Below are 21,560 nucleotides of genomic sequence, written 5' to 3'. Positions count from 1 at the left end.
GCAGGGCCTCCGGGGGCGTCGTCGTCAGGCGGGGCGGGTCAGCCGCAGTTGGCCCAGCCGGTGCTCGTGCTGCCCGAGCCGACGTAGCCGGAGATGCGCACGCACTTGCCCTTGGCGCTCACCTTCACCGGGCCGGCGTAGTACTCGAAGCTGCCGTTGTCGGACTGGCTGCCGCCGCCCTGCGCCTCAAGGGTGACACCCATCGAAGTGCTCTTGCCGACGTCCGCCGTCTTGATGGTGACCGCGCAGTTCTGGCCGGTGCTGTTGTTCCACAGCTGGTACGTCACCCCGCCCGAGAACGAGGCGGACCGCTGCACCGAGAACCCGGAGCCGCACACCTGCGCGGCCGTGTACGGGTTCTTGACCGGCGCGGCCGGCTTGGCCGTGGTCTTCGTCGGCTGGGGCTTGGCCGTCGTCTTCGTCGGCTGCGGCTCCGGCTCCTGCGTGGGCGTCGGGTCGGGCCGCTTCGTCGGCGTCTTGACCGGCGCCTTGGGGGTGGTCTTGGTCGGCTTCGGCGTCGGCTGCACCGTCTTGGTGACGGTCGCCTTCGGCTTCGGCGCCTGCGTCTTCTGCTGCTTCTTGGTGGGCTGCGCCCGCTTCGTCACGGTCGCCGGCGGCTGCGTCGGCACCACGACCGGCGTCGTCGGCAGCGCCGACGGGGTGGTGGGCGCCGTGGTCAGCTCCGGCACGTCGGGCGTCGCCGACGACCACTCGGTGGGCAGCACCAGCGGCCCCACGTCGTTGGTGTCGTTGCTGGCCGCCCACGGGACGGTGGCCTCGGCGGTCGCCTGCGGGTTCGCCGGGTCGGTGCCCTGCGGCGCCGGGCCCGTGGCGGTGCCGCTGGGCGTGGGGATGCCGTCGGTGTTCTCCTGCGCCACCGAAGCGGGCTCGACCTGCTGGAGGCGTACGTAGCGGTTGGCGCCCCACAGGCCCACGGCGGCGACGAGCGCGACCGTGGCGACGGCGGCGATCAACGCCAGCGGCAGCCCCCTGCGGGGCGCGGGCGACGACGACCGCTCGATCCTGATCTGCGCGGGCGGCTGCGGCGGGTCCGCCTCAGGCGGCCCCCACATGGTGCTCTCCGGCGTGACGGGCCGCCCCTGCAGCTGCGGCGCCTGCGACTCGGGACCGCCCTGCTGATGCGGTACGGGCACATTCGCCCCAGGCCCCTGCGGCCCCTGCATCCCAGGGCCGTGCATGCCAGGACCCTGCATCCCAGGCCCCGGCACGGGCGTCCCCTGAAGCGGCGGCCCAGGAACGTGCGGCGGCGGCACGTGCGGCCCCGAAGGCGGACCCTGCGGGGGCAGGTTCGGCCCGGAAAGCGGCCCGTGCGGCGGCCCTTGGGGCGGCCCCTGCATCGGCACGCCCCCCTGAGGCATCCCCTGAAGGGGACCCCCCTGAGCGGGCACCGGCGGAGGAGGCCCCTGCGGCGGCACATGAGGACCGAGGGGCCCCTGCGGAGGTCCCTGAAGCGGCCCCTGAAGCGGCCCCTGCATCGGCGGCCCTTGCGGCGGCCCACCCGGCATCGGCAGCCGAGCGATCGTCACACCTTCCAGCGGCGGCCCCTCAGGCGCACGCCGCGGCGCAGGCGCCTCGGGCCCCTCGCCCCCAGCCCCACCGGACTGGGGTCCGGGCGCACCGGCCTTGGACTCAGCCGCCACGGGCGCACCGGCCTTGGGCTCACCTGCCACGGGCTCATTGGGCTTGGACGCGTCCGCGACAGGCCCATCCGGCTTCTGCTCACCCACCTCGGGCTGACCGGACTCCGCCGTCTCCGCTGCCGGCCCGCCGGGCTCCGGCCCGTCCGCGGCCGGCTCGGCCGGCTTCGGCGCTGCTGGGGTGGGGGCGTCCGTCTTCGAGCTGTCCGCGGCCGGGGCGGCCGGGGCCGGGGCGACGGCTGCCGCGGCCGCTGGGGCCGCTTCGGGCTTCGCCGCAGGGGTGTCCGGGGTTTTCGGGGCGTCGCCGAGGACCTGCATCAAGGCGCTGTAGGTCGTCGGGCGGGAGCCGACTTCCCTGGTCAGGGCCGACAGCAGGACGCGGCGGAGCGGCTCGGCCGTGATGCCGACGTCGGGGTCGCCGTTCAGGGCGGCTTCACGGTCGGCGAACGGCGGGCGGCCGGTGCCCGCGTACACGATGGTGGCGGCCCAGGCGAAGACGTCGGCGTAGGGGCCGTACGGGCGGCCCTCCAGCTGCTCGGGCGCCTGGTAGGCGGCGTCGCCGACCGGGTCGCCGATGGCGGCGTCGGTGACGCGCGGGCCGTCGGCCCCGAGGATCACGTTGTGCGGGGTGAGCGAGCGGTGGGCCAGCCCGGCGAGGTGCACGGCGGACAGCGCGGTCAGCACGCCGACGGCCACGCGTTCGAGCGCGTCCCCGGTCAGCGGCTCGCCGTCGGCGACGGTTTCGGCCAGGCTCTTGCCTTCGACGTACTCGCGCACGACGTACGGCCGGTCGTCGTGGTAACCGGCGTCGAGGACGCGGGCGACGTACGAGCTGGAGACCCGCTTGGCCCCCAGGTACCGATCGGGCTCACGATCGGACTCCGGCTCGGCGGGGAGCAGCTTGATGGCCACCTTGGGCGCGTCCTCGGACTCGCGCCCGAGGAAGACTGCCCCTCTCGGCCCCTCTCCCAGCAGCCCGACAATGCTGAAAGCGCCGATCCGCTCTGGATCCCCAGGGCGCAAAGGGTGCATGCCCAAACCTTTCACCAGCAAAGCATGAATTGATCACATTCAACCAGATCTGTCACATCAGCATCAGGCGTTTCGGACGGCCGTCAACAAATCGTTGTGCCGTTTCCTTGCACCCATAGTTACGACGCCGTACAGATCAGGTCGGCCGCCCGGGACGCCAGCCCCTCCGCCGGCCCATGGGGATCACCACGCGCATCGCCACGACCAGCAGCGCCAGCCCGATCGCGCAGGCCGCGACGAGCACGGCCAGGTCGATGGCCCTCTCGTCCACGGGCGGGGCCTTGGTCACGGCGCTGCGCGGCAGCGGGGTCGGCGGGGGCGGCGCGACCACGGGCGCGTTGGCGGGCTCGAACGGCAGGATCGCGCTCACCGCCAGCATCGGGTTCACCATGCCGGCCCCCTTGCCCGCGCCGGTGGCGCCGTCGGCGGTGGCGATGATGCGCCGGCGTACCTGCGCCTGGTCGAGGCTGGGATAACGGGCCCTGACGAGCGCGGCGACGCCCGCCACGTACGGCGCCGCGTAGCTGGTGCCGTCGAGTCCCTTGGCGTAGGCGCCGCCCGGCCAGGTCGAGGTGATGTCCTGGCCAGGCCCGATCACCGACACGGGCGTCTTGGTGTTGGAGAACTCGGCCAGCGTGCCTTCCGGCCCGGCCGCGCCCACCCCGAGCACGCCGTCGTAGCTGGCCGGGTAGGCGGGTGACGGGGTGCCGTCCTGGCGGGAGATGTTCCCGGCGGCGGCGACGATGACCGCGTCCTTGGCGAGCGCGTACCGTACGGCCGTTTCGAGCGCGGGGTGGTCGAGCGTCTTGCTCGACACGTTGATGACCTTGGCGCCCTGGTCGGCGGCGGCCTTGATGGCCTTGATGAGCAGCTGCGTGTCACCGTTCTGCTCGGTGTCGGTGAACTTGTACGACAGCAGCCGCGCCCCCGGCGCAACGCCGTGGAAGAGCACGCCCTTGACGTATTGGGCGCCGATGATGCCCGCGACGGCGGTGCCGTGGCCGACGCAGTCGCGGTAGCCGGAGCCGACGAGGTCGGCCTTGCCAGCCAGGCGGAGCTGCGGATGAGTGAGATCGACGCCGGTGTCGATGACCGCGACGGGAACGCCCGCGCCGGTCGACAGCGACCAGACGCTCTTCGGGTCGAGCCGCTTCTGCGCCCACGGCTCACCGACCTCCAGCTGGCCCCTGGGCGGATTGCAGTCGGGGGCGGCCCCTGCGACGGACCCTGCGACGGACCCTGCGGCGGCCCCTTGGACGGCTGGGGCGAGGGAAGCCTGCAAGGCGAGCACGCTGGCCAGGAGGACGCGACCAATCATGGAGAAAAAGGGTAGCCCGCCCGATTCGCCGCAAAGTTACGTTCGGCCAGAGTCCCTTTCACGGCGGGTCCCACGGGTCAACGGTAAGAAGCCCCGGCCGCTTCGCCAGGGCCTCTTCCGTTGATCACTTCGTGGCGGACTCGATGTTCTGCCGGTAGGTCCCGATGACCCGCGAAGCCTCCTGAAGCTCCTCGGTCATCCGCTGGAATGCCGTGCGGTAGTTCTGCCACGCCTGCTGGAAGCGCTGCGCCCCAGGACCCGTCCACGCCGTGCCGACCTTGGCGGCCTCGCGGTCGAGCGCGGTCATCGTCGTACGGACCGCCTCCGACTGCTGCGTGAACTGGCTGGACATCTGCTGCATTTCCGCGGGGTCGCCGCCGAGCATGCTCTGGCTCATGCATACCTCCTGGAACCTGTGAAAGCGCCCTCACACTAAGGAAGGGGCACCGCCCGTCGCCGGAGATATGCCGAGCGGCTATGGTCTACCCGAGGATTGTTCCAATCGAAACGGAGGCCGCCCGCGCCTCCGACAAGCCGGGACGACCAGCGGCGATAGGGTTCTCTTCCCGGCCGACCGGGAGCCGGGCGCGTCTCGGGGCAGGTGCTCGACGCGAACGACGGCAGGCACGTGGAGCCGCCGAACCTAGCAGGAAGGACGAAGGCCGGTGCGGAAGGTTCTGATCGCCAACCGCGGCGAGATCGCCGTGCGAGTGGCCCGCGCGTGCGAGGACGCCGGCATCACCAGCGTGGCCGTCTACGCCGACCAGGACCTCGACGCCCTGCACGCCAAGGTCGCCGACGAGGCGTACGCGCTGCACGGGCAGACCCCGGCCGAGACCTACCTCGACGTGGACAAGCTCCTCGGCATCGCCCGCCGCAGCGGCGCCGACGCCGTCCACCCCGGCTACGGCTTCCTCTCCGAGAACGCCGCCTTCGCCCAGGCCGTCATCGACGCGGGGCTCGTCTGGATCGGCCCGCCGCCCGCCGCGATCGCCGCGCTCGGCGACAAGGTGCAGGCCAGGCACATCGCGCAGAAGGTCGGCGCGCCGCTGGTCGCGGGCACCAAAGACCCGGTGAGCGGAGCCGCCGAGGTGGTGGCGTTCGCCGAGGAGCACGGGCTGCCGATCGCCATCAAGGCCGCGTACGGCGGCGGCGGGCGCGGCATCAAGGTCGCCCGCCGGCTCGAAGAGGTCGCCGAGCTGTACGAGTCGGCCGTCCGCGAGGCCGTGGCCGCGTTCGGGCGGGGCGAGTGCTTCGTCGAGCGCTACCTCGACCGGCCCCGCCACGTCGAGACGCAGTGCCTGGCCGACGCCCACGGCGACGTCGTCGTGGTCAGCACCCGCGACTGCTCGCTGCAGCGCCGCCACCAGAAGCTGGTGGAGGAGGCGCCCGCGCCGTTCCTCACCGCCGAGCAGGTCGAGGTCCTCTACGCCAGTTCCAAGGCCATCCTGAAGGAGGCCGGCTACGTCGGGGCCGGCACCTGCGAGTTCCTCGTCGGCCAGGACGGCACGATCTCCTTCCTGGAGGTCAACACCAGGCTCCAGGTCGAGCACCCGGTCAGCGAGGAGGTCGCGGGCATCGACCTCGTACGCGAGATGTTCCGCATCGCCGACGGAGAGCCGCTCGGCTACGACGACCCCGCGCTGCGCGGCCACGCGATCGAGTTCCGCATCAACGCCGAGGACGCCGGCCGCAACTTCCTGCCCGCCCCCGGCACGCTGACCACGCTGCGCGCGCCGTCGGGGCCGGGAGTGCGGCTCGACTCCGGCTACGAGGCGGGCATGACGGTGCCGGGGACGTTCGACTCGCTGGTGGCCAAGCTGATCGTCACCGGCCGCACCCGTCAGGAGGCGCTCGAGCGCTCCCGGCGGGCGCTGGCGGAGTTCGAGATCACCGGCATGCCGACCGTGCTGCCGTTCCACCGGGCCGTGGTGACGGATCCCGCGTTCGTGTCGGAGCCGTTCTCGGTGCACACGCGGTGGATCGAGACGGAGTGGGACAACCCGGTGGCGCCGTACGACGGGGACGTCGCGGCCGGCGAGGAGCCCGCCAGGGAGACGGTCACGGTCGAGGTCGGCGGCAAGCGGCTGGAGGTCGTGCTGCCCGCCGGGCTGGGCGCCCCGGCGCCTGCGCAGGCCGCTCGCGGCAAGGCGCCGAGGCGCGCTGGCGGCGGCTCGAACAAGCCGGCGGCCGGCGGCGACGCCCTGGTCAGCCCCATGCAGGGCACGATCGTCAAGGTCGTGGCCGGCGACGGCGACACCGTGAACGAGGGCGACACCGTGGTGGTGCTCGAAGCCATGAAGATGGAGCAGCCGCTGACGGCCCACAAGTCGGGCACCGTCACCGGGCTGACGGCGGCGGTCGGGCAGACCGTCACCTCCGGCGCGACGATCTGCGAGATCAAGGACTCCTGACGGTCCCTGATGAGGGCTTGGCCGGAGATCGACCCGACCGGGACCCAACCGGTGCCAGGCTGTTGCGCCACGGAGTGCTCCCGCGCGGCCCTGGACGGGTAGCGTGCCTCTTGAGGAACTTTGCCGACCGCCCATTCGTCCTCAAGGGCGAAGGAGGCTTGCTGCCCATGACCCACTCGCTGCGCCGAGCAGGGGCCGCGTTCGCGGCTCTGATCGCCGGTCTTATCGTCGTTCTTGCGCTGTCCCCTGCCGCCAACGCGGCGGCGCCACCGGATGCCGACACGGTCGTGTCCAACTGGAAGAAGGCGCCGCTCTATGTGGTGGCCGGCTCTGCCTTGTCGTCCGGTCAGGAGAGCGAGATCAACGACGCGCTCAAGGGCGCGGACACCAAGATCTACGCTGTGGCGCTGCCCGACGGCACGATTGACCAGTCCACCATTGCGCCCTACATGAGCCAGCTCAGCTCCGCGCTGAGCAAGGCGGGCCGTCCTAGTGCGACCATCGCCGTCATCGACGGCCAGACCCTTTTCGCCGGATCCAACGCTCTCAGCAAGGGCCTGGCAGGCAACCTGGCCACCCGCGCGGTCAACGCCAACTCGGGCGACATCGTGGCCGGCATGAAGGACTTCACCAACCGCGTCGACATGGCCGCCAAGGGCGACCGTTCGGCGCTCGACTCCGGCAGCCAGGCCAACCCGGGCGCCGGCGGCACCGGGGCGCTGATCGCCCTCGGCGCGCTGGTCCTGGTCGGCGGTGGCGGCTACTTCCTCTACTCCAACAACAAGAAGAAGAAGCGGGCCATCCAGGAGGCCAAGGACCTCGCCGCGGTCAAGCAGACCGTCGAGGAGGACGTCACCAAGCTCGGCGAGGAGATCACCGCCGTCGACACCGACGTCACCCTGGCCGGCGAGGGCGGCAAGCACATCGAGGAGTGGCAGACCGCCCTCGACTCCTACGAGAAGGCCAAGACGCAGCTCGCCGCCGTGCAGCGCGCCGACCAGGTCCGCGAGGTCACCCAGACCCTCGAGGACGGCCGCTACGCGCTCGCCGTGGTCAAGGCCAAGGTCAGCAACGAGCCGGTCCCCGAGCGGCGCGCTCCCTGCTTCTTCAACCCGCAGCACGGCCCGTCCATCCGCGACGTCCGCTGGGCCCCGCCCGGTGGCGCCGTCCGCGACGTGCCCGCCTGCAAGATGGACGCCGAGGCGATCGAGCGCGGCTTCGACCCGCAGATGCGTGAGGTCATGGTCGACGGCCAGCGGCGCCCCTACTACGACGCGGGTCCCGCCTACCAGCCCTACGCCTCCGGCTACTACGGCGGCTTCGGCGACATCATGACCGGCATGTTCATCGGCACCATGATGGGCAGCATGCTCAGCGGCGGCTGGGGCATGGGCGGCTACGGCGCCGGCTACGCCGAGGGCTACTCCGACGCGGGCGGCGGCGGAGACTTCGGCGGCGGAGGCGACGTCGGTGGCGGCGGCTGGGGTGACTTCGGCGGCGGAGGCGACTTCGGCGGCGGAGACTTCGGCGGCGGCGACTGGTGACCACCGGTCCCTGACCACAACCGAGAAGCCCCGGACCAGGTTCGCCTGGCCGGGGCTTCGTGCTTCGTACTTCGTACTTCGTGCTTCCCCCGGGACCGGTGACCGGCCGCCGGTTCTCGTTCTGGGTGGCCCTCCTCGACGGGGGCCGCGGGTCACCCCTTCAGGGGCTGGTGGAAGCGGACGGTGTTGCCCGCGGGATCGCGGAAGGCGGCGTCACGGACGCCGTAGGGCCGGTCGATGGGCTCCTGGAGGACCTCGGCGCCGGTGGCACGGACGCGTTCGAAGTCGGCGTCGATGTCGTCACTGCTGAAGACGATCATCGGCAGCAGGCCCTTGACGAGCAGTTCGCGCAGCGCGTCACCTTCGGCCTCCGAGCGCCCCGCGTACGCGCTGGAGAGCACGATCTCGGGCCCGCCGTGCACCGGGTCGCCCAGGGTCACCCACCGCTGCCCCCCGTCCCCGACGTCGCTGCGTACCTCGAAGGCGAGCCCGTCGCGGTAGAAGGCGACCGCCTCGTTCATGTCGTCGACCGTGATGTGGCAGTACTGAAGTGCGAAAGTCATGACCGTCACGGTAGGCCGCACCACCCCGGCCGGGCTTCTCGAAACCTGACCGGTTGACGATCACCGAATGGAAGGCACCTCATGAACCCTGCTGACGTGGCGCTCGTCGTCATGGGCGGCCTGCCCGCAACCGGCAAGACCACGCTGTCGCGGCTGCTGGCCGGGCGGCTGCGTGCGGTGCATGTGCGGGTCGACACCATCGAACAGGCGATCGTCCGCTCGGGTCTCGCCGAGCACCCGATCGGGCCCGCCGGGTACGTCGTCGCGTACGCGCTCGCCGAGGACCACCTGCGGCAGGGCCTCACGGTGGTGGCCGAGTCGGTGAACCCGCTGGCCGTCACCAGGGACGCGTGGCGCGAGGTGGGCGTACGGGCCGGGGTGCCGGTCACGGAGGTGGAGGTGGTCTGCTCCGACCAGGACGAGCACCGGCGGCGGGCGGAGTCGCGCCGGCTCGACATCCCGGGCCTGCGCCCGCCGAGCTGGCGGGAGATCGTGGAGCGCGCGTACGAACCGTGGGCCCGCGCCCACGTGACGATCGACACCGCGGGCCGCGGCCCCGAGGAGTCGGCGGGCGAGCTGCTGCGGGTGCTCGGGCGCGGCTGAGACATCTCGGAATCGCTGTCAACCGTACGGGCCTCCCGGCCGGTATTCATCAGCGGAGGCGACGAGATGGAGACGCTGCATGGACGACGGGTTCGCGGAGTACGTGGCACACCGGCACGCACGCCTGTGCCGGATGGCCTACCTCCTGTGCCGGGACTGGGGCGCGGCGGAGGACCTCGTACAGACCGCGCTGGCGCGGGCCTGGCTGGCGTGGCGGCGGATCGAGGGCGACCCCGACCCGTACGTCTACCGCATCATCGTCAACACGCACGCCTCCTGGTGGCGGCGGCGCTGGCGGGGTGAGGTGCCCGCGGAGAGCCTGCCGGAGACGGCGGACCCGCGCGACCGCGCCGCGGAGGCGGACGACCAGGCGGCGTTGTGGGGCGCGATCGGCGCGCTGTCGCCGCGTCAGCGGGCGGTGGTCGTCCTGCACTACTTCGAGGGGCACACGCTGACCCAGATCGCCGGCATCGTCGGCTGCTCGCCGGGGGCGGTGAAGAGCCAGCTCAACCGGGCGCTCAACAAACTCCGGATCGATCCTGACGTACGAAGCGTGCACGTGGAAGGGGCGCGGCGATGAGGCGCACGCAGAACGAGCTGGAGCGGCTGCTGGACGAGCGGAGCCGCAGCGCGCCGCCGTCCCCGGACCTGGGGGCGATCGTGCGGCGCGGCAGGCGGATCCGGCGCGGCAGGCGGGCGGCGTCGGCGGGAGCGGCGCTCGCGGTCGCGGCGGTCGCCCTCATGTACGGCCTCCCGCCGGCCCCTTCGCCGGCTCCTGCCGCGCGCCAGCCCACGGACACGGTCAGTCTCCAGCCGGAGCTCCCGCTGCCGGAGACGTTCCGCGTGAAGCTGGGCGACAAGGACTTCACCCTGCCCCTCCTCCACTCCGAGCGGTACGAGACCATGGGCGTCCCCCGGACGGTGACCTTCTCCCCGACCAGCAAGGACACCGCGCACATGGTGGTCTGCGACGACCCGCGGGCGTGGGTGGTCATCAGGAGCTCGCTCAAGGGCGGGGAGATGGGCGGCGGCGCCGGCAGGTGCGGCAAGGGAACGGGCGGACATCACGACAAGCTGTCGGCCCCCGAAGGCTGGCTCGAACGCCCGCAGAAGATGCAGATCTGGGTCTTCCCCGCGGACGCCCCCATCGAGCGCGTGGCCGCCGAGGTCAAGGCGTGCACGCCGGACATGAACGAGAGCGTCTGCGCGCGGCTGCACAGGAGGCCGCCGCTACTGTTCGACGAGGTGGTCGAGCGGCTGTCGGCCGAGGTCGGCGAGCGCCCCGGCCGCTGGGCCGTCGGCGTCTACGACCGCGCGAAGGAGGGCGAGTGAGCGTGCGCCTGTGGTGCCTGCGGCACGCCGAGTCGGAGAACGTCGTCACCCGCACGTCCGGCGCCGTGCCGCACGCCGAGCTGACCCCGCGCGGCCGCGACCAGGCGGCCGAGGCGGGCCGCCGGCTGCGCGGCGCGGGGATCACCCACGTGTACGCGAGCAGCGCCGTCCGCGCCGCCACCACCGCCGAGATCGTCGCAGGGACGCTCGGTCTCACCACGACCCTGCTTCCCGAACTGGCGGAAGTGGGCCTCGGGCGCGCGGAGGGCTCGCAGGACGCCGGGGTGCGGGCGCGTACGGCCGAGGTGCTGCGGGCCTGGGTCGTGGACGGCGCCCTGGACGAGGCGGTGGCCGACGGCGAGGACGGCCACGCCGTCACCGGCCGCGTCGCGGCCGCGCTGGCCGGCATCGCGGCCCGGCACGACGGCGGCGTCGTCGCGGTGGTCGGCCACGTCGCCAGCCTGACCGCCGGGCTCGCCGTGCTGTGCGGGCTGGGCGGGCTGGGCGGGCGCGTGTGGGGGGCGCCGCTGCCGCACGCCGAGCCGTTCGCCGTCGAAGGGGACGGAACCGCCTGGCACTGCGGGAGCTGGCCTGCAGAATGTCTGATGTGATCTATCTTGCCGAGGGTGACCGGGTGGCCCTGCGTTACCTGTGCCTCCAGGACTTCGAGGAGCTCACGGCCCTGCACCGGGAGAGCGCCGACCTGCTCGCCCGGTGGATGCCGGGGCCGCCCATCGTCACGTACGCGGCCTTCGAGGCGTACCTGGCCAGGTTCGACGAGCCCGTGCACGAGGGGTTCCTGATCTGCCGGCTCGACACCGGCGCGATCGTCGGCCGGGTCAACGTCAACAACATCGTCCGCGGCACCCACCAGTGCGGCACCATCGGCTACTCGGCGTTCGCCTCGACCACCGGGCGCGGCTACCTGACCGAGGGGCTGCGGCTGCTGGTGGGGCACGCGTTCGGGGAGATGGGGCTGCACCGGCTGGAGGCCAACATCCAGCCGCACAACCAGCCGTCCATCAACCTGATCAAGAGGGTGGGGTTCCAGCGCGAGGGGTTCTCGCCGAACTTCCAGTACATCGACGGCGCCTGGCGCGACCACGAGCGGTGGGCCATCACCGTGGAGATGACGTGAGGGAGACGGCCCGCGTCCTGCTGCTCGACGTGGCGGACAGGATCCTGCTCTACCGGGGGCTGCTGCTGCAGGTGGACGAGCCCTCGTACGCGTGGTTCACGCCCGGCGGCGGCATCGACCCCGGCGAGAGCCCGAGCGAGGCCGCCGCCCGCGAGCTGCGCGAGGAGCTCGGCCACGTGGTGCCGCCGGAGGCGCTGGGGCCGGTGGTGGCGACCAGCGAGGGCGGCTGGACGGTGGGCGGACGCCGGCACCATGCCCGCGACCACTACTTCCTGCTGCGGGTGGACGGGCTCGAGGTGGACGACTCCGGAATGGACGACGACGAGCGCGCCTCGACCGACCGGTTCCAGTGGTGGACGGCGGCCGAGCTGGCCCGCGCCGACGAACCCGTCGTCCCGTCGCGGCTCGCGCCCCTGGTCGAACGCCTCGCCGCCGGCGACCGCCCGGCCGCGCCGATCGTCCTGCCCTGGCACCTGCTCTCAGGGTGATGGGGGTTGATCACTTGAGGGGGCGACGTGGCAGGATCGGGGCGTGACCTTCGCGCCGCTGCCAGAGACCGCCGCCTGGCGGCACGTGACCGCCCGTACCGGCTTCGAGGTCGCGTACTTCCGGCCGCATGAGGGCGGGCATCGCATCGAGGGCTGTACGACCGCCGTCGAGGACGGCCGCACGTGGGCGGTCGACTACACGATCGAGGTCGACACCTCGTGGACCACCCGCCTGGCCAGGGTCACCAGCCGCACGGTGACCGGCACCCGCCGCACGTTCCTGGAGTCCGACGGCAGGGGCCGCTGGCAGGTGGACGGCTCCCCCGCCCCCGACCTGGACGGCTGCCTGGACGTCGACCTGGAGTCCTCGGCGGTGACCAACACGCTCCCGGTCCACCGCCTCCGCCTGGCGACGGGCTCAGGCGCCCCGGCCCCGGCCGCGTACGTCCGCGCCCTGGACCTGTCCGCAGAACGCCTCGACCAGCACTACACCCGCGCGGGCGACGACACCTACGACTACGCGGCACCGGTCTTCGAGGTCGCCTGCCGCCTCCACTACGACCCTTCAGCCCTCATCCTCGACTACCCCGGCCTCGCCACCCGCGCGCTCTAGCTCGACGGGAGGAGGGTGCCCAGGGGGCCGAGGTCGAGGTTGAGGTCCTCCGGGGTGAGGTCGAAGCGGTCGCAGAGGTCCTCCATGGCCTCTTCCAGGCGCATCAGGGTGACGCCCAAGGTCTCGATCTGCTCGTCCGTCAGGTTGCCCTCCTCCATGCGGCGGACGCACTGGCGTTCCACGAGCTGGCGGATCAGCTCGATGAGGGTCAGGACGAGGCGGGACAGGTCGCGCTCGACCGTCTCCGAGTCGGCGGCGATGCGCCAGCGGGGCTTGTCCGCGCTCACGTCAGGTCCTCCCTTCGAGCTGGTCGACCGAGGCGATCAGGGCGTTCAGGGAGATGCGGACGATGTCGATGTCCGCGATCGACAGGACCAGGTCGCCGGTCAGCACGACGCCGCCCGCCAGCAGCCGGTCCAGCAGGTCCACCAGGGCGATCCGTTCGGGCGGCAGGTCGTCGGTGGCCACCACGTCCCGCAGGGGCGTGGTCACGTCGTCTCCATGACCGTGAACGAGTAGGGCGCCCACGGGCCGGTCAGGCGGATCTCGACGCCGTCGCCGCCGAGGGTGCCCGCGAGCTCGGCGAACTCCGTGGCGCGGGCCTCGTCCACCAGGTACGCGCCGTTCAGCAGCATCCAGTCGTGGCGGCCGGACAGGCGCGGGTCCTGGGGGCGGTGGCGGCAGCCGTCGGCGGCCAGGGCCGACAGCGTGCGGTGGATGTGGTCGGCGCGGCGCAGCGCCTGCTTGCGGAGCTGCTCCCGGCCGCGCAGGCTCGCCCTTCGACGTTCCAGGTACGCCCGCCCCGGCCGCCCGTACGTCCCGTCGTCGCGGTCATGCCTTGCGCTCGCCGCCCCCGATGGCGAGGGGTGGGCGGGCGCCCCCGTGTCGGGGCCGGTCCCTTCGGCCGCGCGCCGGGATGAGCGCGTTCCGGCGGCCTCAGGTGTCTTCTCCTGCCCGGGGTCGGAGAGGGTGGTGTAGACCTTGACGCCCCATTCGTTGCGGCCTGTGACGTGCGACAGGACGCGGTGGAAGGCTGTTCCGCGGCGGGTCAGGAGGTCCTGGACCTGGTCGTCGCCGGCGTAGACCGTGACGAGGCGGACCGGGGCGGTGGTGGTGGCGGCGGCGACCGCGTCCACGACGCGGTGGTGGGCGCGCGCGGTCTCGGCCAGCCAGTCGAGGTCCTCAAGGCTGCGGCGCAGCGGCTCCTCGCCGAAGGTGTCGAGCGGGACCGAGCTCACGTACGCCACCAGACCGTCGTGCTCGATCGTCCGTACGCGCGCGCCCGCCACGCCGGCCGGGGTCGAGAGGGGTTCGCGGGCGACCGCGTACAGGTAGGTACCCTCAGCCACCGACTTCCTCCCGTCCCTCGGCGACGGCCAGGCGGCGGCGCAGGCGCCGGTTCTCCTCGACCAGCTCGCGGTCGCGTCCGGACAGCCAGGGGTCGTGCGCCCACCAGTCGATGCCCAGCTCCCTGGCGGTGTCGACGGAGGCGATCAGCAGCCTGAGCTTGATCGTGAGGAGTTCGATGTCCAGCAGGTTGACCCGGATGTCGCCGGCGATGACGATGCCCCGGTCGAGGACGCGTTCGAGGATGTCGCCGAGGTTGGCGGGTTCGCGGTTGGCGGGGCCCGACCCGTACGTGGGGCGGACGACGGGACCGGAGGTCATCACGCCTCCCCGAAGTCGGCGTTCGACCGCCGGTAGCGCCGGATCCTCCGATATGACAGCAAGGTGCCCTCCATATCCATCTCCACCCGATAGAGGGCGAGCATGTCGCCCGAGGACGGGATGCGGCGGTCCTCGACGAGCTCGACGTCCACCAGCCAGCCGTCGTCCCCCGGGACGACCGAGGTGACGCCCTCCGGTTCCTTCTTGGTCAGGTCGGCGATGTGCTGCATGCCGGCCTCGCCCGCCGATGCGGCGTCCAGCACCTCGACAAGCTCCTCCTCGCCGTCCAGTTCCTCGGTGTCCGACCCCTCGGCGATCACCTCCGGCTCACCTCCCCATCGCCAGTCGCAGGACCTCTTCGATGGCCCGGCGTTCCTCTTCCTCCGAGATCTCGCCGGCCCGTCTGGCCGCCTCGATCGCCTCAAGCCGCCGGCGTACGGCGGCGGGGTTGCGCAGCTCGCGCTCCGCCTGGTCCTGGATCATCTCGGCGAGCCTGACCAGCCCGCGCACCGGCGCGAGCGGCCAGGTGAAGATCAGCGAGATCAGCCCCACGCGCCGTACCCCCTTCAGCCCTGCGCGACGACGAAGTCGTACGGCGCCATCGGCCCGATGAGCCGCAGCTCCACACGGCCCTCCCAGCGCTCGCCGAACTCCTTCAGCGCCCGCTCCAGGTCCTTGCGCTGGTCGGACTTGACGAGCAGGGCGACGTGCGCGGCGTCCCATTCGTGGGACGGCTCCCTGAGCGAGGCCTGCAGGTAGTGGCCGGACAGGCCGTCGAGCAGCAGGCGGGTGTCCATGTCCCGCTTGGCCTCGACGGAGGCGGTGATGATCTCGCCGAGCCTGATGCGCTCGTTGCGGGTGGCGTCCTCGGAGGTGCCGCGGATGGCGTCGCGCAGGCCGGCGGCCTCCGGGCTCTCGGCGAGGATCTCCGTCAGGACGGGCCCTTCGGCGTAGCGGCCCTTGACGACGTACTGGGCGCTGCCGGCCAGCTCGTCGAGGGCGGCCACGAAGTCGTCGTGGTGCGGCGCGAGCAGCTCGTCCACGACGGCGCCCGTGTCGGACAGCACCGCCCCGAACCGGAACGGCAGCACGGGCCCCTTGGCGGCAACGCTGTCCAGCAGCTCCTCGTGGGCCAGCAGGTCGTCAGGACGGCCGAGCGGCTTGTCCACGTTCACGCCGCTGACGACGGCCGCGATCTCGCCGTGCTTGACGAGCCGCACTTCGCCAGGAGGCTCCCCCAGCCCTTTCTGGTCGCGGCTCACCTCGGTCTCCGCGGGGACGATGCCGTAGACGTACGTGGCGAGGTTCTGGATCTCCTGGGTGGCCTGGCCGGACCCGGAGACGTTGGTCGAGCGTCCCATAGCGCTTGCTCTTCCTCTCACTTGAGCCGCATCTTCCTGGTGGGGGCGCTCCGGGGTTCCTTCTTCTCGTCGGCCTGCCCGGCCTCCTCGTCCGACCCGCTCAGCTCGCGCTGCTCGTCGCCTTCGACCATGCCCTGGATGACCTCCTTGGAGGCGTCCTGGCCGGAGCCGCCGCCCTTGGCCAGGCCGATGGCCTCGGGCAGGCTCTGCTCGCTCTGGGACATGTCCAGCCGGTTAGCGGCCTCGGCGAAGCGCAGGTAGGTGTCGACGCTGGCCACGACGACGCGCGCGTCGATGGTCAGGATCTCGATGCCGACAAGGGACACCCGGACGTAGGCGTCGATCACGAGCCCTCGGTCGAGGATCGTGTCGATGACGTCGGCGAGGCCGGTGGGGCCCCGCCCGCCGCCCTGCCCGGCCGACGCCGGCTGCACTGACGTAGTCATAGTGTGGTTCTCCCTCCGCCTCACCCGGCCTGCCCGGTGAAACCGACACGGAACCACATACGATCGAAAACCGGACAGATTTTGGATACGTCTCGCTTACGGGCGACTACTCACCGCGAAAATTGAGGCGCGAGGGTGTTTACCTCAGCTGCTCGCGCGTACGGCCAGCTGCGGCGTCAGCAGCGTCGAGTCGGGCACCACGCGGCCCTCCAGCTTGTCCATCACCAGCCTGACCGCCTCCCTGCCCACCTCCTCGGCCGGGATCAGCACGGAGGTCAGCGGCGGGCTGGCCCGCTCGGCGACGTCGTCGGGGCAGATCGCCACCACCGCCACGTCGTCGGGCACCCGGCGGCCGAGCTGGCGCAGCGCGGCCAGCACGTGGCCCACCGCCGACTCGTTGTGCACGACCAGCCCGGACAGGCCGGGGTGGTCGAGCAGCAGGTCGCGGACGGTCTCGTACACCTCGTCGAACGTCTCCTCGCAGGGCAGCGCGACGCCCTCGATGCCGTGCGTGCCCAATGCCTCGACGAAGCCCTCGCGGGTGCGGGTGGCGAAGCCGGTGCCGCGGTCGTAGACGACCGAGGGGGCGCCGAGCAGCGCGATCTCCTCGTGCCCGCGCTCGGCCAGGTGCTCCACGCAGCGCGCGCCGGCGGCGCGGAAGTCGAGGTCGACGCAGGTCAGCCCGGCGGGCTCGGCCGGGAAGCCGATGAGCACGCTCGGCTCCGGCAGCTCGCGCAACAGCGGCACCCGCAGGTCGTCCAGCTCGACATCCATCAGGACGAGCGCGTCCACGAGCGCGCTGGCGGCCACCCTGCGGATGCCCGCGGTGCCCTCGTCGGCGGTCAGCAGCAGCACGTCGTGGTCGAAGCGGCGGGCCGCCGTCACGACCGCGCTGGCGAAGCGCATCAGGACGGGCACGTGCATACCGGCGCGCAGCGGCAGCACGAGCGCGATCACGTTGGAGCGCTTGCTGGCCAGCGCGCGGGCGCCGGCGTTGGGGTGGTAGCCCAGGACGCGGACGCTGTCGAGCACCCGCCGCCGGGTGTCGGCCGAGATCGTACGCTTGCCGCTCAGCACGTACGACACCGTGCTCACGGCCACGCCGGCGTGCTTGGCCACCTCCGCGATGGTGACCGTGCGCCCGCTCAAGCCCCGGCTCCGAACTCGATCACCGTCAGCGTCACGCCCTCGTTCTCGAACACCACGTACAGATCGTGCACTCCGTCCACGCCTTCGAGAGAGACCGGAATGGCCTGATGGTCGTACCGGCCGGTCCTGGGCACGGGGAAGCCGGCCGGCGCGGGGCCGTGCAGCGGGTCGCCGAGCCGGACGGTGATCATGCCGCCCTCGGTGCTGCCCGCCCTGGCCACGCAAGTGGTGACGCCGGTCAGGTCGACCTCGCGGAACAGGATCCAGGCGCCCTCGGCGTCGGAGCGCACGGCGTCGCCGTCCAGCCGGCTCGCGTCCACGAACGTGATCGCGTCGTACGCGTCGTGGCAGGCGGCGCGCAGCGGCCCGCGCTGCGGCGGCACGACCTCGCCCTCGACCTCGAAGCCCGCGCTCAGCCGCAGGTCGGTGGCGCTGCGGCCGACCATGAGCCGGTGCGGCGCGCGCTCGACGACGAACCTGCCCCTGGTGACGTCCCAGAACGCCAGCTCGGAGACCGGCAGCCGCAGCGCGACCGTACGGCTCTCGCCCGGCCCCAGCCGCACCTTCTCGAACCCGCGCAGCCGGCGCAGCGGCTGCTTGACCCGGGAGCGCTGCTGGTGGGTGTAGAACTGCACGACCTCGACGCCGGGCCGCGGCCCGGTGTTGGTGACCGTCACCTCGGCGTGCACCACGTCGCCGTCGAGGCGGACGCGCAGCCCCGTGTAGCCGAACGTGGTGTAGCTCAGCCCGTGGCCGAAGGGGTGCAGGGGGACGCCGCGGAAGTACTGGTAGGTGGCGTCGGAGGCGATGATGTCGTAGTCGAGCAGGTCGGGCAGCTCGTGCTCGGAGCGGTACCACGTCTGGGTCAGGCGGCCCTCGGGGTCGGCGTCGCCGAACAGCACCTCGGCCAGCGCGTGGCCGTACTCCTGGCCGCCGTGGGCCGACCAGAGCACGGCGGGCAGGTCACCGGTGGTCCAGGTCAGCGGGTAGCCGCTGGTGAGGACAAGTACGGTGCGCGGGTTGGCCTCGCGCGCGGCGCGTATGACGGCGTCCTGCGCGGGGGCCAGCGCCAGCGTCAGCCTGTCCTCGGTCTCCCTGCCGTTGACCAGCGGATGGTCACCGGCCACCACGATCGCCACGTCGGCCTCCGCGGCCAGCCTGGCGGCCTCGGCGGTGCCGCTCCTGACGACGTCCATGGCCAGCCAGACGGCCTGGTCGGCGTCGTCCACCAGGCACAGCACGCCGTCGTCCGCGGCGCCGACGTAGCAGCCGGTCGAGATGTGGCGCAGGGCCAGCGTGCCGCGCGGCCGCTCCTCCATGCGGAACGTCTGGCGCACCTCCCACCCGTTCGGCCCCGGCTGGTCGTTGACCAGGGTGGTGCCGTCCACCGAGACGAACCGGCCGGTGGTCACGGAGCGCAGCGCGTACGCTCCGCCGCCCCAGTCGAAGACGTCGAACAGCCCCGCCTCCTGCGCTCCCACGCCGAGCGGCCCGCCGGCCGGGTCGGCGGCGACCGGGCCGGACTCGGCGGTCAGCGTCACCCGGTCCACCGCCTCGCAGAACACGGTCTCGCAGCGCTCGGCCAGCCCGGCGCGGGCGGTGACGGCGTACGGCAGCGTGCCGCTGTACCAGTCCTCCATCAGCGTGTCGCCGAGTTGCCCGAGCACCGCGACCCTGCGGACGTCGCGCAGCGGCAGCAGCCCGTCGTTCTCCAGCAGCACGAACGAGCGCCGCGCCGCCTCCCTGGCCAGCGCCCGGTGCTCGGGGCAGTTGACGACGGAGTCGGTGACGTCGTCGTACGGCGTCGCCGGGTCGAACTCCCCCAGCCGGAACCTGATGGCGAGGGCGTGCCCGGCGGCCTGGTCGATGTCCTGCTCGGTGAGCAGCCCCTGGTCGAGCGCGGCACGCAGGTGGCCGAGCGTGGCCTCAGCTCGGTCGTCGTCCTGGGTGAAGCTGTCGAGACCGGCCTTGACCGCGTGCGCGTACGCCTCGGGCAGCGTGTCGTGGTAGCCCTGCAGCCCGGTGAGGTTGCCCGGCGCGTAGGCGTCGCTGACCACCAGCAGGTCGCCGGGGGCCCAGGCGCGCAGCACCTGCCCGATGAGCGGGCTGAGGTGCGCGGGCCGCCCGTTGACCAGGTTGTAGGACGGCATGACGGCCACCGCGGCGCCCGACTCGATGGGCTGCTTGAAGGCGGGTAGCTCGTACTCGTGCAGCACCCTGGGCGGCAGGTTGCTGGAGGTGGTGCAGCGGTCGGTCTCGTTGTTGTAGGCGAGGAAGTGCTTGAGCGTGGGCGCGGTCTTGAGCACGGCGGGCGGCCCGTCGTCGGGAGCGCTCCCACCGAGTCCGCGCGCGTACGCCGTGGCGAGGACCGAGGTCAGCCACGGATCCTCGGAGTAGCCCTCCTCGTTACGCCCCCACCGCGGGTCGCGCAGCGGGTTGACCACCGGCGCCCACACGTTGAGCCCCGCCCCCGCCGGGTCCTTGTGGTGGCAGGCCACCACCTCGTCGCCGGCCGCCGCGCCCACCCGGTGCAGCAGGTCAGGGTCCCAGGTCGAGGCGAGCCCGATGGCCTGCGGGAAGACGGTGGCGGGGCCGAGCCAGGCAAGGCCGTGCAGCGCCTCCGTGCCCGTACGGAAGGGGCCGATCCCCAGCCGCTCCACCGGCGCCTGGTACTGGTGCAGCAGGCCCAGCTTCTCCTCGATGGTGAGCCTGCGCAGCACGTCGCCGATCCGGTCGTGAAGGGGGGCCGCTGGGTCGCGGAAGGGGGGTTCTTGCATGATCATCCCTCTGAGAGTGTCGAAGCGCTTCGACGACCGGCCTGGGGAAGTTACGCGGAAATTTCAGTGGATTGACTGAAGGGTGCACGCCCATGTGACCAAGGTCAAGGGATTCGCGCCAATCCTCCCGGCAATCTTCCCGAATCGATCGAGTCGAGCACCCGCGCCGCACCCCCGAGCGCCGCCGCGTCGTGCCCCAGCGTCGAGGCCACGACCTCGGGCGCTCCCGGAGCGACCACCCGCCTGCCCAGCTCGTCGTGGACGGCGGGCAGCACCCACGGCGCCAGCGGGACGTAGTAGCCGCCGAGGATCACCACCGCCGGGTCGAGCAGGTTGGTCAGGATCGCCACGCCCTGGCCGAGGCCCGTGCCGACCGAGGTGAGCCGGGCCAGCGTGCCGGGATCGCCGGAGCGCGCCTGGCGGACGACCTCCTCGATCTCGGCCTGCGTCTCGGCCGGCGACAGGTCTTTGCGCAGCACCGCGCCGATGCCGGCCACCGCCTCCAGGCAGCCGCGCCGGCCGCAGTGGCAGACGGGCCCTTCCGGGTCGAGCTGCACGTGGCCGATCTCGCCGCTGTAGCCGAGCCCGCCCCTGCGCAGCCGGCCGTCGAGGATGATGCCGGCGCCCACGCCGACGCCGCCGCTGAGGTAGACCAGGTCGGCGGCGCCCGCGTGAGGGCCGAAGCGCTGCTCGGCGAGGGCCGCGAGGTTGGCGTCGTTGTCGACCTGGATGGGGAAGCCGGGGTCGCGCAGCGCCTTGGCCAGGTCGCCGCCGAGGTCGGCGTCATGCCAGCCGAGGTTGGGCGCGAGGCGCACGGTGCCCTGCACGTCGACCAGGCCGGGCACGGCCACGGCGAGGCCGAGCACCTGGCGCTCCTCCTTGGCCATGCGGTTGACCACCCGCCGGACGATCGCGCCGACACCCGCCACGCTCTGACTGACCGAGTCGCCACCCGAGAACGCCCGCCGCCAGGTCAGCAGCCGTCCGCCCGCGAGGTCGGTGGCCACGGCCGAGACGGTGTCGACGCCGATCTCGACCCCGATGGCCGCGTACGGCGAGCCGTCGAGGACGAGCATCGTGGCCGGCCGGCCGACGCGGTTCTCGGTCAGCCCGGTCTCGCGCACGAGCCGGCGGTCGATGAGGTCGGCGACCAGGCTGGAGACGGTCGCCTTGTTCAGCCCCGTGGAGGCCGCGATGTCGGCGCGCGAGCACGGCGCGTGCTCGCGGACGAAGCGCAGCACGACCGCGAGGTTGGTGGCCCGTACGTCGGCGAAGTCGGCCGGCTGAGGGCCGGTCGTAGAAGTGATCAATATCAGCCCCGTTCCCGCCAAGAAGTGATCCCAGCATGCCGCATCGCCGGCTTTCTCCACCAACCGGAGACCCGCCGCTGCGGCGGTCCGTTATGCGGGTTGCTCATCGGCACCAACCTGTGACCGTCGCGATCCCTTGTGGCTGC

General features: G+C 72.4%; 23 protein-coding genes and 1 pseudogene. 9 read left to right on the top strand and 15 right to left on the bottom strand.

Translation table 11 applies throughout. The features are described from left to right. Positions 1 to 38: 38 nt before the first annotated feature. From AB0K28_RS04550 to AB0K28_RS04540, 3 genes are all read right to left on the bottom strand, one after another. Complete coding sequence (locus tag AB0K28_RS04550) at positions 39 to 2,690, bottom strand: protein kinase (RefSeq protein WP_364365026.1); 2,652 nt, start codon at positions 2,688 to 2,690, stop codon at positions 39 to 41. Between the two features lie 136 nt (positions 2,691 to 2,826). Continuing rightward, positions 2,827 to 4,008, bottom strand: coding sequence for a S8 family serine peptidase (locus AB0K28_RS04545; RefSeq protein WP_364365023.1), 1,182 nt, complete (start codon positions 4,006 to 4,008; stop codon positions 2,827 to 2,829). Between the two features lie 124 nt (positions 4,009 to 4,132). After that, positions 4,133 to 4,405 carry a WXG100 family type VII secretion target gene (locus tag AB0K28_RS04540; RefSeq protein WP_345396257.1) on the bottom strand — a complete coding sequence of 91 codons (273 nt, stop codon included), beginning with the start codon at positions 4,403 to 4,405 and terminating at the stop codon, positions 4,133 to 4,135. A 268-nt stretch (positions 4,406 to 4,673) separates the two neighbouring features. Between AB0K28_RS04540 and AB0K28_RS04535 the strand changes: the two genes are divergently transcribed. Further along, positions 4,674 to 6,422 carry a biotin carboxylase N-terminal domain-containing protein gene (locus tag AB0K28_RS04535; RefSeq protein WP_364365019.1) on the top strand — a complete coding sequence of 583 codons (1,749 nt, stop codon included), beginning with the start codon at positions 4,674 to 4,676 and terminating at the stop codon, positions 6,420 to 6,422. A 167-nt stretch (positions 6,423 to 6,589) separates the two neighbouring features. Next, entirely contained in the window at positions 6,590 to 7,966 is a 1,377-nt protein-coding gene (locus tag AB0K28_RS04530) for a hypothetical protein (protein WP_345396255.1), read from the top strand. A gap of 152 nt (positions 7,967 to 8,118) precedes the next feature. Here the strand turns inward: AB0K28_RS04530 and AB0K28_RS04525 are convergent, their stop codons facing one another. Further along, positions 8,119 to 8,529 carry a VOC family protein gene (locus AB0K28_RS04525; RefSeq protein ID WP_345396253.1) on the bottom strand — a complete coding sequence of 137 codons (411 nt, stop codon included), beginning with the start codon at positions 8,527 to 8,529 and terminating at the stop codon, positions 8,119 to 8,121. Positions 8,530 to 8,610: 81 nt separating this feature from the next. Between AB0K28_RS04525 and AB0K28_RS04520 the strand changes: the two genes are divergently transcribed. The 7 genes from AB0K28_RS04520 (at position 8,611) to AB0K28_RS04490 (ending at position 12,703) form a co-directional block, all read left to right on the top strand. Continuing rightward, positions 8,611 to 9,132: an AAA family ATPase gene (locus tag AB0K28_RS04520; RefSeq protein WP_364365015.1), complete on the top strand. Its 522-nt coding sequence runs from the start codon at positions 8,611 to 8,613 to the stop codon at positions 9,130 to 9,132. A 79-nt stretch (positions 9,133 to 9,211) separates the two neighbouring features. Then, a complete protein-coding gene (locus tag AB0K28_RS04515; protein WP_345396249.1) occupies positions 9,212 to 9,712 on the top strand; it encodes a SigE family RNA polymerase sigma factor in 501 nt (166 codons plus the stop codon). Then, a complete protein-coding gene (locus AB0K28_RS04510; RefSeq protein WP_364365012.1) occupies positions 9,709 to 10,464 on the top strand; it encodes a hypothetical protein in 756 nt (251 codons plus the stop codon). Before AB0K28_RS04515 ends, AB0K28_RS04510 begins: the two co-directional genes overlap by 4 nt. After that, positions 10,461 to 11,075 carry a histidine phosphatase family protein gene (locus AB0K28_RS04505; protein WP_364365009.1) on the top strand — a complete coding sequence of 205 codons (615 nt, stop codon included), beginning with the start codon at positions 10,461 to 10,463 and terminating at the stop codon, positions 11,073 to 11,075. The genes AB0K28_RS04510 and AB0K28_RS04505 overlap by 4 nt, the downstream gene beginning before the upstream one ends. Further along, positions 11,072 to 11,602 (top strand): GNAT family protein, encoded by a 531-nt coding sequence (locus AB0K28_RS04500; RefSeq protein ID WP_364365006.1) that lies wholly within the window; start codon positions 11,072 to 11,074, stop codon positions 11,600 to 11,602. The genes AB0K28_RS04505 and AB0K28_RS04500 overlap by 4 nt, the downstream gene beginning before the upstream one ends. Beyond that, positions 11,599 to 12,090 carry an NUDIX domain-containing protein gene (locus AB0K28_RS04495; RefSeq protein ID WP_364365003.1) on the top strand — a complete coding sequence of 164 codons (492 nt, stop codon included), beginning with the start codon at positions 11,599 to 11,601 and terminating at the stop codon, positions 12,088 to 12,090. Before AB0K28_RS04500 ends, AB0K28_RS04495 begins: the two co-directional genes overlap by 4 nt. 43 nt (positions 12,091 to 12,133) lie before the next feature. Next, entirely contained in the window at positions 12,134 to 12,703 is a 570-nt protein-coding gene (locus AB0K28_RS04490; RefSeq protein WP_364365000.1) for a putative glycolipid-binding domain-containing protein, read from the top strand. On the opposite strand, the gene AB0K28_RS04485 is transcribed toward AB0K28_RS04490, so the two are convergent. The 11 genes and pseudogenes from AB0K28_RS04485 to AB0K28_RS04435 all read right to left on the bottom strand — a co-directional run bounded on the left by AB0K28_RS04485 (position 12,700) and on the right by AB0K28_RS04435 (position 21,414). Continuing rightward, positions 12,700 to 12,990 carry a gas vesicle protein K gene (locus tag AB0K28_RS04485; RefSeq protein ID WP_364364997.1) on the bottom strand — a complete coding sequence of 97 codons (291 nt, stop codon included), beginning with the start codon at positions 12,988 to 12,990 and terminating at the stop codon, positions 12,700 to 12,702. The genes AB0K28_RS04490 and AB0K28_RS04485 overlap by 4 nt on opposite strands. 1 nt (position 12,991) lies before the next feature. Next, positions 12,992 to 13,195 (bottom strand): gas vesicle protein, encoded by a 204-nt coding sequence (locus tag AB0K28_RS04480; protein ID WP_345396212.1) that lies wholly within the window; start codon positions 13,193 to 13,195, stop codon positions 12,992 to 12,994. After that, a complete protein-coding gene (locus tag AB0K28_RS04475) occupies positions 13,192 to 14,052 on the bottom strand; it encodes a GvpL/GvpF family gas vesicle protein (RefSeq protein WP_364364995.1) in 861 nt (286 codons plus the stop codon). The genes AB0K28_RS04480 and AB0K28_RS04475 overlap by 4 nt, the downstream gene beginning before the upstream one ends. Beyond that, positions 14,045 to 14,371: a gas vesicle protein GvpJ gene (gene gvpJ, locus AB0K28_RS04470; RefSeq protein ID WP_345396206.1), complete on the bottom strand. Its 327-nt coding sequence runs from the start codon at positions 14,369 to 14,371 to the stop codon at positions 14,045 to 14,047. The genes AB0K28_RS04475 and gvpJ (AB0K28_RS04470) overlap by 8 nt, the downstream gene beginning before the upstream one ends. Beyond that, the gene (gene gvpO, locus AB0K28_RS04465; RefSeq protein WP_345396203.1) at positions 14,371 to 14,691 is read right to left on the bottom strand and encodes a gas vesicle protein GvpO; all 321 of its coding nucleotides are present in this window, start codon (positions 14,689 to 14,691) and stop codon (positions 14,371 to 14,373) included. The genes gvpJ (AB0K28_RS04470) and gvpO overlap by 1 nt, the downstream gene beginning before the upstream one ends. 7 nt (positions 14,692 to 14,698) lie before the next feature. Then, positions 14,699 to 14,923 (bottom strand): gas vesicle protein GvpG, encoded by a 225-nt coding sequence (locus AB0K28_RS04460; RefSeq protein WP_345396200.1) that lies wholly within the window; start codon positions 14,921 to 14,923, stop codon positions 14,699 to 14,701. Between the two features lie 14 nt (positions 14,924 to 14,937). After that, positions 14,938 to 15,732, bottom strand: coding sequence for a GvpL/GvpF family gas vesicle protein (locus AB0K28_RS04455; protein ID WP_364364990.1), 795 nt, complete (start codon positions 15,730 to 15,732; stop codon positions 14,938 to 14,940). A 239-nt stretch (positions 15,733 to 15,971) separates the two neighbouring features. Beyond that, a pseudogene (gene gvpJ / locus AB0K28_RS04450) lies at positions 15,972 to 16,178 on the bottom strand (gas vesicle protein GvpJ); the annotation flags it as partial. A 144-nt stretch (positions 16,179 to 16,322) separates the two neighbouring features. Then, positions 16,323 to 17,327 carry a LacI family DNA-binding transcriptional regulator gene (locus tag AB0K28_RS04445; protein ID WP_345396197.1) on the bottom strand — a complete coding sequence of 335 codons (1,005 nt, stop codon included), beginning with the start codon at positions 17,325 to 17,327 and terminating at the stop codon, positions 16,323 to 16,325. Then, a complete protein-coding gene (locus AB0K28_RS04440; protein WP_364364986.1) occupies positions 17,324 to 20,110 on the bottom strand; it encodes a glycoside hydrolase family 3 C-terminal domain-containing protein in 2,787 nt (928 codons plus the stop codon). Before AB0K28_RS04440 ends, AB0K28_RS04445 begins: the two co-directional genes overlap by 4 nt. Before the next feature lie 98 nt (positions 20,111 to 20,208). Then, positions 20,209 to 21,414 carry an ROK family transcriptional regulator gene (locus tag AB0K28_RS04435; RefSeq protein ID WP_345396194.1) on the bottom strand — a complete coding sequence of 402 codons (1,206 nt, stop codon included), beginning with the start codon at positions 21,412 to 21,414 and terminating at the stop codon, positions 20,209 to 20,211. Between the last annotated feature and the right edge of the window lie 146 nt (positions 21,415 to 21,560).

The organism is Nonomuraea sp. NPDC049504, assembly GCF_040676845.1.
Taxonomy (GTDB): domain Bacteria; phylum Actinomycetota; class Actinomycetes; order Streptosporangiales; family Streptosporangiaceae; genus Nonomuraea; species Nonomuraea salmonea.
The sequence above is the reverse complement of the archived record's forward strand: the minus strand, read 5'-3'. Positions and strand labels throughout refer to the sequence as shown.